Source organism: Streptomyces filamentosus (genome assembly GCF_014654895.1).
Taxonomy (GTDB): Bacteria; Actinomycetota; Actinomycetes; order Streptomycetales; family Streptomycetaceae; genus Streptomyces; species Streptomyces filamentosus.
In genome coordinates this window covers 1445435-1457316 of sequence record NZ_BNBE01000001.1, presented here as the reverse complement: position 1 = coordinate 1457316, position 11882 = coordinate 1445435, and the positions used below count along the sequence as shown (strand labels likewise).

The window sequence follows — 11882 nt, the reverse complement described above, 5'->3', positions numbered from 1 at the left end:
GACCCGGGACCGCGCGCTGCCGTGTGCCCGCGCGCGTGCCGGGGCCCGTACCGCTCCGCGCGCCGCCGTCACCGGCGCCACCCGCACCACGTCACCACCGACCAGGACCGGCCCACCACGTGAGTTCCTCCTCCACCACCCGGCCGACGCCGCCGCACCAGGGACAGCCGTACCCGGGAGCGGGCCGGCAGCGGACCCCCGGCGCGTACCGGCTGGTGCGCACGGCCCCGGCCCCGGTGGATCCCCCTCAGCTGGACGCAGCGCAGCGGGCGGTGGTTGAGCACGACCGGGGACCGCTCCTCGTCCTCGCCGGACCCGGCACCGGCAAGACGACGACGCTGGTGGAGGCCGTCGCCGCCCGCATGGAGCGGGGCGCCGACCCCGAGCGGATCCTCGTCCTCACCTTCAGCCGCAAGGCCGCCGTCGAACTCCGCGACCGGATGGCCACCCGGCTCGGCGGCCGCCGCCCGCCCCAGGCCACCACCTTCCACTCGTACTGCTACGCCCTCGTCCGCGCCCACCAGGACGCCGAGCTCTTCGCCGAACCCCTCCGGCTGCTCTCCGGCCCCGAGCAGGACCTCGCCGTCCGCGAGCTCCTCGCCGGCCAGATCGACCTCGAACGGGGCGACCTCGCGGGCGTCCGCTGGCCCGACGAACTCCGTGCCTGCCTCACCACCCGCGGCTTCGCCGACGAGGTCCGCGCCGTCCTCGCCCGCTCCCGCGAGCTCGGCCTCGGCCCCGACGAACTGCGCCGCTTCGCCGAACGCGTCGGCCGCCCCGACTGGAAGGCCGCCGCCGGCTTCCTCGCCGAGTACCTCGACGTCCTCGACCTCCAGGGCGTCCTCGACTACACCGAACTGGTCCACCGGGCGGTCCTGCTCGCCGAGCGGACCACCCTGCCCGCGTACGACGCCGTCTACGTCGACGAGTACCAGGACACCGACCCCGCCCAGGTCCGGCTGCTCACCGCGCTCACCGGCGGCGGCCGGAACACGGTCGTCGCCCTCGGCGACCCCGACCAGTCGATCTACGCCTTCCGCGGCGCCGACGTCAACGGCATCCTCGACTTCCCCGCCGCCTTCGGAGGGGCCCCCGTCCGCGTCCTCGGCACCTCCCGCCGCTCCGGCGCGGACCTCCTCGCCGCCACCCGGCAGCTCACCCGCCGGATGCCGATGACCCGGCTGCCCGCCGAGAAGGTCCGCGCCCACCGCGAACTGACGCCGGTACGGGACGGCGGCCGGGCCGAGGCGTACACCTACCCGACCGCCTCCGCCGAGGCCGAGAACATCGCCGACCTGCTGCGCCGCGCCCACCTGGAGGACGGCGTCCCCTGGCAGTCGATGGCCGTCCTCACCCGCGCCGCCGCCGCCCTCCCCTCCCTCCGCCGCGCCCTCACCTCGGCCGGCGTCCCCGTCGAGACCGACGCCGCCGACACCCCCCTCCGCCACGAACCGGCCGTGGCCCCCCTCCTGCTGGCCCTCCGCGCGGTGGCGGGAGCCGCCCTGCCGACGGCGGGGGCGGAACGGAGGGACGCGACCGACCACGACGCCGCACAGGCCCCCGAGTCCGCGACCGACCACGACGCCGCGCCGTCCTCCGAGCCCGCGCCGTCCTCCGAGCCCGTGGCCGACCACAGCGCCGCACCGTCCTCCGAGCCCGCGGCCGCCCCCGCCCCCGCCCCGGACGAGCCCGCCCCCGCCCCGGACGAACCCGCACCCGCGGGTCCCGCACCGGAGGAGCCCACCTGGCTCCCCACGGAAACCGCGCTCGAACTCCTCGCCTCCCCCCTCGCCGGCATCGACCCCGCCGACCTGAGGAGGCTCGGCCGCGCCCTCCGCGACGAGCGGCGCGCCGCGGGCGACCGGCTCCCGCCGCCCTCCGACATCCTCCTCGCCCGCGCCCTCGCCGAGCCCGAACGCCTCGCCGCCCACGACCCCGGCCACGCCCGCGGCGCCCAGCGGCTCGGCAAGCTCCTCCAGGAGGCCCGGCGGCTGCTCGCCGACGGCGGCACCGCCGAGGAGGCCCTGTGGGTGCTGTGGAGCGGCACCCCCTGGCCCGCCCGCCTGGAGCGCGCCGCCCTCCGAGGCGGCCCCGCCGGCCGCAACGCCGACCGCGACCTCGACGCCGTCTGCGCCCTCTTCGAGACCGCGGCCCGCGCCGAGGAACGGCTCGGCGGCCGGGGCGTGCTCAACTTCCTCGAAGAGCTCGACGCCCAGGACATCGCCGCCGACACCCTCACCCGCCGGCACACCCGCCCGGACTCCGTCCGCCTGATGACGGCCCACCGCTCCAAGGGCCTGGAGTGGGACCTCGTCGTCGTCGCGGGCCTCCAGGAGGGAGTGTGGCCGGACCTGCGCCGCCGCGGCTCCCTCCTCGAAGCCGACCGGATCGGCCGCGACGGCCTCGCCGAACCGCTCACCCCGGGCGCCCTCCTCGCCGAGGAGCGCCGCCTCTTCTACGTGGCGGCCACCCGCGCCCGCGAACGGCTCGTCGTCACCGCCGTGAAGGCCCCCGCCGAGGACGGCGACCAGCCCTCCCGCTTCCTCACCGAGCTGGGCACCGAACCGAAGGACGTGCCCGGCCGCCCCCGCCGCCCGCTCGCCGTCTCCGCGCTCGTCGCCGAGCTGCGCGCCACCACCGTCGACCCGGCCGCCTCGCCCGCGCTCCGGGACGCCGCCGCCCACCGCCTCGCCGAACTGGCCGCCCTCACCGACGAGGACGGTCAGCCCATGGTCCCGGCCGCCCACCCGGACCGCTGGTGGGGCCTGCACGAACCCACCCGCTCCGCCGTGCCGCTGCGCGACCGGGACCGGCCCGTGGCGCTCTCCCCGAGCGCCCTGGAGAACCTGGCCGCCACCTGCTCCCTCCAGTGGTTCCTCGGCCGCGAGGTGAAGGCCGCCGAACCGGCCTCCGCCGCCCAGGGCTTCGGCAACGTCGTCCACGTCCTCGCCGACGAGGTCGCCTCCGGCCGCACCCCCGCCGACCTGGACGTCCTCATGGCCCGGCTGGACACCGTGTGGGACGCCCTCGCCTTCGACGCCCCCTGGAAGTCCGAACAGGAGAAGGGCCACGCGCGCGTGGCGCTCGAACGCTTCCTGCGCTGGCACGTCATGGACCGCGGCGGCCGCACCCCCGCCGCCTCCGAGCACGGCTTCGACGTCACCCTGGAGGCGGGGGAGTACCAGGTCCGCATCCGCGGCTCCATGGACCGCGTGGAGACCGACGAGCAGGGCCGGGCGTACGTCGTCGACTTCAAGACCGGCAAGGCCGCCCCCACCCGGGACGAGGTCGCCCACCACCCGCAGCTCGCCGTCTACCAGCTCGCCGTCCGCGAGGGCGCCCTCGACGGCGTCCTCGACGGCGACCGCCCCGAACCCGGCGGCGCCGAACTCGTCCAGCTGCGCCAGGCCGCCCCCAAGAAGGAGGGCGGCGACGCCCTGCCCAAGGTGCAGGCCCAGCAGCCCCTGGAAGGGGAGTGGATCGGCGACCTGCTCGCCACGGCCGCCGGCCGGGTCCTCGACGAGCGCTTCGCGCCGACCACCGGCCGGCACTGCGAGACCTGCTCCTTCCGCGCCGCGTGCAGCGCCCGCCCCGAGGGCCGCCAGGTCGTCGACTGAGCACCGGGTGACCGGACTCACATTTCCGTTTGTACATCCTTTGTCCACCCCGGTGGGCCGGTGCGTGCGGGGCACCACATAAGGTCCCCGTGAAGAAAACCTGTGAACATTCGCGTTCGAACACGCTTGAGGAGTACGTGCATGAGGGCCAACCGGAAGCTCTGGGCCGCGGCGACGATCTGCCTGACCGCCACCCTCGCCCTCACGGGCTGCGGCAAGGGCGACGACAAGCCGGCCGACCCCTTCGCGGGCCTCTCGGCGGACGACATCGCCAAGAAGTCCCTCGACACCACCAAGGCCGCCACCTCCGTCCACATGAAGGGCGCGGGCAAGGAGGACGGCAAGGAGACCACCGTCGACGTCACCGTCGACTCCAAGGGCTCCTGTCAGGGCACCATGTCCACGACCGGCGAGGGCAAGGCCGAGATGGTCGGCACCGGCGGCGACCTCTACATCAAGGGCGACGACGCCTTCTGGACCTCGTCCACCGGTGGCGAGGACGCCGCCTCGGAGGGCCCCGACTTCGGCAAGCTGCTCCAGGGCCGCTGGATGAAGTCCCCCGCCGAGGCCGCCGGGGCCGACGACTCCGACACGTTCTGCGACCTGAAGGTGATCTTCGCGGACATGGAGAAGGAGACCAAGACCACCGGTCTCACCCGCGGCGCCGACGCCGACGTGGACGGCACCCCGGCCGTCGTCCTCACCGGCAAGGACGCCAAGAAGGGCGACACCACGCTGTACGTGGCCCGCGACTCCGCCAAGCCGTACGTCCTCCGGGTGGTGACCACCGGCGGCGACGACCCGGGCACCGTCACCCTGAGCGACTACGACAAGCCGGTCACCGTCACCGCCCCGCCGGCCGACCAGGTCATGGACATGGAGCAGCTCATGAAGGAAGCCCTCAAGGGCTGACGCTCCGCACCGAGTAGCGGCCACGCGCGCGCGGGGCGACCCTGGGGAAAGGGTCCGGGGGGCGAGGAGGCTCCTATGAGGTACCCGTCCGGCCACCCCCGCCGTCCCCGGCTCCGCGCCGCGGCCGTCGTCTGCGCCGCCGTCGCCGTCGCGGGGCCCGCCCCCGCGGCGGCCTGGGCGACGGCGCCGCAGACCCCCGCCCGGGCCGCCGCCCCGGCCCCGTCCCCGGATCCCTTCGACGGGCTCGCCCCCGACCGGATCGCCGACAAGGCCGTCGACGCCACCCGTTCCGCGGACTCCCTCCGCATGACCGGCCGGGTCGTCGCCGACGGGCAGCGGCTCGACGTGGACTTCTCCGTCGACGACCGGGGCTCCTGCAAGGGCCGCGTCGGCATCGACGACGGCACCGCCGAACTCCGCCGCCTCGACGGCATCACCTACATGAAGGGCGACGAGGCGTTCTGGCGGACCTCCATGACCTCCCAGGGCGTCCCCGAGTCCCGGATCGCCCCCGTCATCGAGCTGATCCAGGGCCGCTGGCTCAAGATCGCCCCCGGCCAGGCCGGCAGCGGCGACCTCAGCGAGGTCTGCGACCTCGACTCCCTCCTCGACGGCCTCGGCAAGGACGGGTCCGACCGCGCGGGACTCACCCGCGGCCCCGACGCCGAGGTCGACGGCACCCCCGTGGCGACCCTCGTCGAGAAGGACGGCGACGAGACCACCACCGTCTCCGTCGCCCAGGAGGGCGAGCCGTACGTCCGCGAGGTCGTCAGGACCGGCGGCGACGAACCCGGCACCATGACCCTCTCCGACTTCGACCGCCCGGTGAAGGTCACCGCCCCGCCCGCCGGCGAGACCGTCGACCTGTCCCGCCTCGACCCGGGCTCCCCCGTCTGAGGAGCGCGGCCCCCGGGCGCACCGGACGGGAATGTCCGACCGTCCGGCTAGCCTCTTGAAGGTGACCGCGCGCCTCACCGACCCCGAGCAGCTCAAGGAGCTCCTCGGCATCCCCTTCACCCCGGAGCAGACGGCCTGCATCACCGCGCCGCCCGCCCCGCAGGTCATCGTGGCCGGAGCCGGCTCCGGCAAGACCACGGTGATGGCGGCCCGGGTGGTGTGGCTGGTCGGCACCGGCCAGGTCGCCCCCGAGCAGGTCCTCGGCCTCACCTTCACCAACAAGGCCGCCGGGGAGCTCGCCGAGCGCGTCCGCACCGCCCTCGTCCGCGCGGGCGTCACCGACCCCGACCCGGTGGATCCGGACGATCCCCCGGGCGAGCCCCGCATCTCCACGTACCACGCCTTCGCCGGGCAGCTCCTCACCGACCACGGCCTGCGCATCGGCCTCGAACCGACCTCCCGGCTCCTCGCCGACGCCACCCGCTTCCAGCTCGCCGCGCGCGTGCTGCGCGAGGCCCCCGGCCCTTACCCGGCCCTCACCAAGTCCTTCCCGGCCCTCGTGGAGAACCTCCTCGCCCTCGACGCCGAGCTGGCCGAGCACCTCGTCGAGCCCGCCGACCTCCTCGCGCACGACGCCGCGCTCCTCACCGACCTCGCCGGCGCGAAACTCACCAACGAGGACCTGCGCAAGCTCCCCGAGACGACCGCCGCCCGCCGCGAGCTCACCGGACTCGTCACCCTCTACCGGGCCGCCAAGCGCTCCCGCGACCTCCTCGACTTCGGCGACCAGATCGCGCTCTCCGCCCGGCTCGCCACCACCCGCCCCGAGGTCGGCGCGATCCTCCGCGACGAGTTCCGGGTCGTCCTCCTCGACGAGTACCAGGACACCTCCGTCGCCCAGCGGCTGCTCCTCTCCGGGCTCTTCGGCCAGGGCACCGGCCACCCCGTCACCGCCGTCGGCGACCCCTGCCAGGCCATCTACGGCTGGCGCGGCGCCTCCGTGGCCAACCTGGACGACTTCCCCGAGCACTTCCCGCACGCCGACGGCACCCCCGCGAGCCGCCACTCCCTCTCCGAGAACCGGCGCAGCGGCGGCCGTCTCCTCGACCTCGCCAACGGCCTCGCCACCCCCCTGCGCGCGATGCACGCGGGCGTGGAGGCGCTGCGCCCGGCCCCCGGGGCCGAGGCCGACGGCACCGTCCGGATCGCGCTCCTGCCCACCCACACCGAGGAGATCGACTGGCTCGCCGACTCCCTCGCCCACCTCGTCCGCACCGGCCGCGAGCCCGGCTCCATGGCGATCCTGTGCCGCACCGCGGGCGACTTCCCCGCGATCCACGCCGCCCTCGTCGCCCGGGACGTCCCCGTCGAGGTCGTCGGCCTCTCCGGCCTGCTGCACCTCCCCGAGGTCGCCGACCTCGTCGCCGTCTGCGAGGTGCTCCAGGACCCCGGGGCCAACGCCTCCCTGGTCCGCCTCCTCACCGGCCCCCGCTGGCGCATCGGCGCCCGCGACCTGGCACTCCTCGGCCGCCGCGCCCGCCTCCTCGTCCACCGGGGCGACGCCGACCCCGACCCCGCGCAGCGGCTCGCCGCCGCCGTCGAGGGCGTCGACCCCGCCGAGGTGACCTCCCTCGCCGACGCCCTCGACACCTTCCTCGACGCCGGCGGGCACCCCGACGACGGGCTGCCCTTCTCCGCCGAGGCCCGGGTCCGCTTCGCCCACCTCGCCGCCGAGCTCCGCTCCCTGCGCGCCTCCCTCGCCGACCCCCTCATGGACGTCCTGCACCGGGTCCTGACCGCCACCGGCCTGGAGGTCGAGCTGTCGGCCTCCCCGCACGCCCTCGCCGCCCGCCGCCGCGAGACCCTCGGCAACTTCCTGGACGTCGCCGCCGGCTTCGCCTCCCTCGACGGGGAGGCGAGCCTCCTCGCCTTCCTCGGCTTCCTGCGCACCGCCGTCCAGTTCGAGAAGGGCCTCGACAACGCCCTGCCGGGCGGCGAGAACACGGTGAAGGTCCTCACCGCGCACAAGTCCAAGGGACTGGAGTGGGACGTCGTCGCCGTCCCCGGCCTGGTCGCCGGCCAGTTCCCCTCCGCCCGCGCGCGCGAGTCCTGGACCTCCCAGCCGCAGGTCCTCCCGCACGCCCTGCGCGGCGACGCCGCCACCCTCCCCGACCTCGACACCTGGGACGCCAAGTCCCTGTCGGCCTTCAAGGCCGCCATGAAGGACCACCAGCACACCGAGGAGCTCCGCCTCGGCTACGTCACCTTCACCCGCCCCCGCACCCTCCTCCTCGCCTCCGCCCACTGGTGGGGCCCCTCCCAGAAGAAGCCCCGCGGCCCCTCCGACTTCATGGGCGCCCTGTACGACCACTGCGCGAAGGGCCACGGCGACATCGAGCACTGGGCCGCCGCACCGGAACCGGACGAGGAGAACCCGCTCCTCGCCGAGTCCGCCGGCGACCTCCCCTGGCCCCTGCCGCTGGACGAGGAGGCACTGGCGTGGCGCAGGCGCGCGGCCGACGCCGTGCGGGCCCGGCTGCGGGTCCCCGCCCCGGCGGAGCCCCCCGCCCCGGACCCCGACGGCCTCTGGCTGCCGGACGACCCCGCGGCCGGGGTCCCGGAGGCGATCCCGCACCCCAGGGCGCACGAACTCACCCCGGAGGAGCTCCGCACCCTCGCCTCCTGGGACCGCGACCTCGCCGCCCTCACCGCCGAGCTGCGCCGCTCCCGCGCCACCACGCGGGACGTCGTCCTGCCCGCGTACCTGTCCGCCTCGCAGGTGATACGCCTCGCCGAGGACCCGGACGGCTTCGCGCAGGAGCTGGCCAGGCCCATGCCGAAGCCGCCGCAGCGCGCCGCCCGCCGCGGCACCCGGTTCCACGCCTGGGTGGAGTCCCGCTTCGAGGAGCTGCCGCTGCCGTTCCTCGGCCCGGACGAGCTGCCCGGCGGCGAGGACTTCGCGGGCGAGCCGGAGATCGTCGACGAGCGGGACCTGGAGGCCCTCAAGGAGGCGTTCGCCCGCACCCCGTACGCCCGCCGCACCCCGTACCGCGTGGAGGTCCCCGTCCACCTCACCCTCGCGGGCCGGGTGGTCCGGGGCCGGATCGACGCCGTCTACCGGGACCCGGAGTCCGGCGCGTACGAGATCGTCGACTGGAAGACCAGCCACCACCGCACCGCCGACCCCCTCCAGCTCGCGCTGTACCGGCTCGCCTGGGCCGAGCAGCACGGCCTGGACCCGGGCGAGGTGGCCGCCGCGTTCGTGTACGTGCGGACCGGCGAGGTGGCCCGTCCGGCCCGGCTGCCCGGCCGCGCGGAGCTGGAGGCGATCCTGCTGGGCGGGGCACCCTCCGGCGCCGGATAGGCTCGGGAGCATGAGCGAGACCCCGGACAGCGTCGTCCAGCCCGTACGCGCCTTCATCGAGCGGCACCGTGCCGCCTTCCTCGGCGACCTCGCCGAATGGCTGCGCATCCCGTCCGTCTCGGCGCAGCCGGAGCGGGCCGGCGACGTGCGGCGCAGCGCCGAGTGGCTCGCCGGCGCCCTGCGCGGCACCGGCTTCCCCGCGGTCGAGGTCTGGGAGACGGCGGGTGCCCCGGCGGTCTTCGCCGAGTGGCCGTCCGGCGACCCGGACGCCCCGACGGTCCTGGTCTACGGCCACCACGACGTGCAGCCCGCGGCCCGCGAGGACGGCTGGCACACCGACCCCTTCGAGCCGACCGTGGTCGACGGACGGATGTACGCGCGCGGAGCGGCCGACGACAAGGGCCAGGTGTTCTTCCACACCCTCGGCGTCCGCGCGCACCTCGCCGCGACCGGCCGCACGGCCCCCGCCGTCAACCTGAAGCTGCTGGTGGAGGGCGAGGAGGAGTCGGGTTCGCCGCACTTCCGCGCGCTCGTCGAGGAGCACGCCGGCCGGCTCGCCGCCGACGCCGTGATCGTCTCCGACACCGGCATGTGGTCCGAGACGACCCCGACCGTCTGCACCGGCATGCGCGGCGTCGCCGACTGCGAGATCGACCTGTACGGCCCCGACCAGGACATCCACTCCGGCTCCTTCGGCGGCGCCGTGCCCAACCCGGCCACCGTCGCCGGCCGGATCGTCGGCGCCCTCCACGACGCCGACGAGCGGGTCGCGATCCCCGGCTTCTACGACGGGGTGACCGAACTCACCGAGGCCGAGCGGCGGCTCGTCGCCGAGCTGCCCTTCGACGAGGCGGCGTGGCTGCGCACCGCGAAGTCCCACGGCACCCTCGGCGAGGCCGGCCACTCCACCCTGGAGCGGGTCTGGGCCCGCCCGACCGCCGAGGTCAACGGCATCGGCGGCGGCTACCAGGGCCCCGGCGGCAAGACGATCGTGCCCGCCTCCGCCCACCTCAAGCTGTCCTTCCGGCTGGTCGCGGGCCAGGACCCGGACCGCGTCGAGAAGGCCGTACGGGAGTGGCTGGCCGGACTCGTGCCCGCCGGGATCCGGTACGAGGTCGTCTTCGGCGCCCCGACCCGCCCCTGCCTCACCCCGCTCGGCCACCCGGCCCTCACGGCGGTGGCCGGTGCGATGAGCCGGGCCTTCGACGGCGCCACCGTCCGCTACACGCGCGAGGGCGGCTCGGGACCGGCCGCCGACCTCCAGGACGTCCTGGACGCGCCCGTGCTCTTCCTGGGCATCTCGGTCCCGTCCGACGGCTGGCACGCCCCGAACGAGAAGGTCGAGCTCGACCTCCTCATGAAGGGCGTGGAGACGACCGCGTACCTCTGGGGCGACCTGCCGACCGCCCTGCGGGCCGGCACGCGCTGACGCCGGGCCGCCCGCCGTACCCACTGACACCGAACCGGGGGAGTTGGAAGCACCTGTGAGCACCTTGAACAACTCGTTCGCGGACCACCCGATCTCGCTCACCGCCCCGAGCGGGATCGACCGCGCCGCCCACCACCGTCTCGACGAGGCATGGCTGGCGGCCGCCTGGAGCCACCCGAGCACCCGCGTCTTCGTGGTCTCGGGCGGCCAGGTGCTGATCGACGACCGTCCCGACGGCGGCACCGAGCTGGTCATGACCCCGGCGTTCGAGGCGCCGATGACCGAGACCCACCGCTACTTCCTCGGCACCGACGCCGACGGGGTGTCGTACTTCGCCCTCCAGAAGGACTCGCTGCCCGGCCGCATGGACCAGTCGGCGCGCCCGGCGGGCCTGCGCGAGGCCGGTCTGCTCCTCTCGGCCCGCGACGCGGGCCTGATGACCCACGCGGTCGCCCTGGAGAACTGGCAGCGCCTGCACCGCTTCTGCTCCCGCTGCGGCGACCGCACGGTGATCGCCGCCGCCGGGCACGTCCGCCGCTGCCCGACCTGCGGCGCCGAGCACTACCCGCGCACCGACCCGGCGGTGATCATGCTGGTCACGGACGACCAGGACCGGGCGCTGCTCGGCCGCCAGGTGCACTGGCCGGAGGGCCGCTTCTCGACGCTGGCCGGCTTCGTGGAGCCGGGCGAGTCGATAGAGCAGGCGGTGGTGCGGGAGGTCTTCGAGGAGGCGGGCGTCACCATCGGCGAGGTCGAGTACGTGGCCAGCCAGCCGTGGCCCTTCCCGTCCAGCCTGATGCTCGGCTTCATGGCGCGGGCCACCTCCCCGGACATCGAGGTGGACGGCGAGGAGATCCACGAGGCCCGCTGGTTCTCCCGCGAGGACCTGGAGGCCGGCTTCGCCTCGGGCGAGGTGCTGCCCCCGTACGGCATCTCGATCGCCTCGCGCCTGATCGAGCTCTGGTACGGCAAGCCGCTGCCGAAGCCCGGCGACGTCGTCTGACCGCCCCCGGACCGCCCGGACCCGCCCGACCCCGTCAGCCCGCCGAGGGCGGCGGGGTCGCGCCGTCCCCGGCCCCGGGTCAGTTTCCGGCCCCGCTTCCGGGCGCGGGCAGCGGCCGCCCTTCGATCGCGGCTCTCACGTGCTCCTCGGTCACCGCCTCCCCGCCGTGCGCGGCGGCGAACGCCTGCACCCGGCCGAGCGGGGTGTCCGGCGGCGCCGGCCCCTCCACGACGGTGAAGCCGTGGACCTGGGCCCAGAAGGCCGCCCCCACGTCCTGCGGATCGTCCGTGTCCATGCGCTCGACGCCAGCGTCCGCCACTGACAAAGGGCCCCCGGCCGGTGCGGCCGGGGGCCCTTCGCGGGGCACGGGTCAGGCGGTGAGGGCCTGCTTGACCTGGGCGAGGCTCGGGTTCGTCATGACCGACTCGGTGCCGGCGGGGGAGACCACCAGGACGGTCGGGACGGTCTGGTTGCCGCCGTTGGCCTGCTCCACGAAAGCGGCGGACGCGGGGTCCAGCTCGATGTTGACCTCGGTGTAGGCGATGCCCTCGCGGTCCATCTGGCCCTTGAGCCGGCGGCAGTAGCCGCACCACTCGGTGCTGTACATCGTCACGGTGCCCTGCATCGCCAGGCGCTCCTCTTGGTTCGGGGATCGGTGCC

At 75.4% G+C, this 11882-nt stretch carries 8 protein-coding genes; 6 read left to right on the top strand and 2 right to left on the bottom strand.

Annotated features, from left to right (window positions below; translation table 11 throughout):
• Nucleotides 1-119 precede the first annotated feature (119 nt).
• The 6 genes from IE326_RS06280 to nudC all read left to right on the top strand — a co-directional run bounded on the left by IE326_RS06280 (nucleotide 120) and on the right by nudC (nucleotide 11222).
• Nucleotides 120-3617 (top strand): ATP-dependent helicase, encoded by a 3498-nt coding sequence (locus IE326_RS06280; RefSeq protein ID WP_190041017.1) that lies wholly within the window; start codon nucleotides 120-122, stop codon nucleotides 3615-3617.
• A gap of 141 nt (nucleotides 3618-3758) precedes the next feature.
• Nucleotides 3759-4529: a LolA-like protein gene (locus IE326_RS06275; protein ID WP_150231487.1), complete on the top strand. Its 771-nt coding sequence runs from the start codon at nucleotides 3759-3761 to the stop codon at nucleotides 4527-4529.
• A gap of 75 nt (nucleotides 4530-4604) precedes the next feature.
• The gene (locus IE326_RS06270) at nucleotides 4605-5426 is read left to right on the top strand and encodes a hypothetical protein (RefSeq protein WP_190041016.1); all 822 of its coding nucleotides are present in this window, start codon (nucleotides 4605-4607) and stop codon (nucleotides 5424-5426) included.
• A gap of 61 nt (nucleotides 5427-5487) precedes the next feature.
• Nucleotides 5488-8790 carry an ATP-dependent helicase gene (locus IE326_RS06265; protein WP_190041015.1) on the top strand — a complete coding sequence of 1101 codons (3303 nt, stop codon included), beginning with the start codon at nucleotides 5488-5490 and terminating at the stop codon, nucleotides 8788-8790.
• A gap of 10 nt (nucleotides 8791-8800) precedes the next feature.
• Complete coding sequence (locus IE326_RS06260; protein ID WP_150231492.1) at nucleotides 8801-10219, top strand: dipeptidase; 1419 nt, start codon at nucleotides 8801-8803, stop codon at nucleotides 10217-10219.
• Nucleotides 10220-10274: 55 nt separating this feature from the next.
• Complete coding sequence (gene nudC, locus IE326_RS06255) at nucleotides 10275-11222, top strand: NAD(+) diphosphatase (RefSeq protein WP_150231494.1); 948 nt, start codon at nucleotides 10275-10277, stop codon at nucleotides 11220-11222.
• Nucleotides 11223-11301: 79 nt separating this feature from the next.
• Here nudC and IE326_RS06250 read toward each other — a convergent pair whose 3' ends face one another.
• Together IE326_RS06250 and IE326_RS06245 are read right to left on the bottom strand one after the other, a co-directional pair.
• The gene (locus tag IE326_RS06250; protein WP_190041014.1) at nucleotides 11302-11517 is read right to left on the bottom strand and encodes a hypothetical protein; all 216 of its coding nucleotides are present in this window, start codon (nucleotides 11515-11517) and stop codon (nucleotides 11302-11304) included.
• Between the two features lie 75 nt (nucleotides 11518-11592).
• On the bottom strand, nucleotides 11593-11847 hold the full coding sequence (locus tag IE326_RS06245; protein WP_150231499.1) for a glutaredoxin domain-containing protein: 255 nt from the start codon (nucleotides 11845-11847) through the stop codon (nucleotides 11593-11595).
• Between the last annotated feature and the right edge of the window lie 35 nt (nucleotides 11848-11882).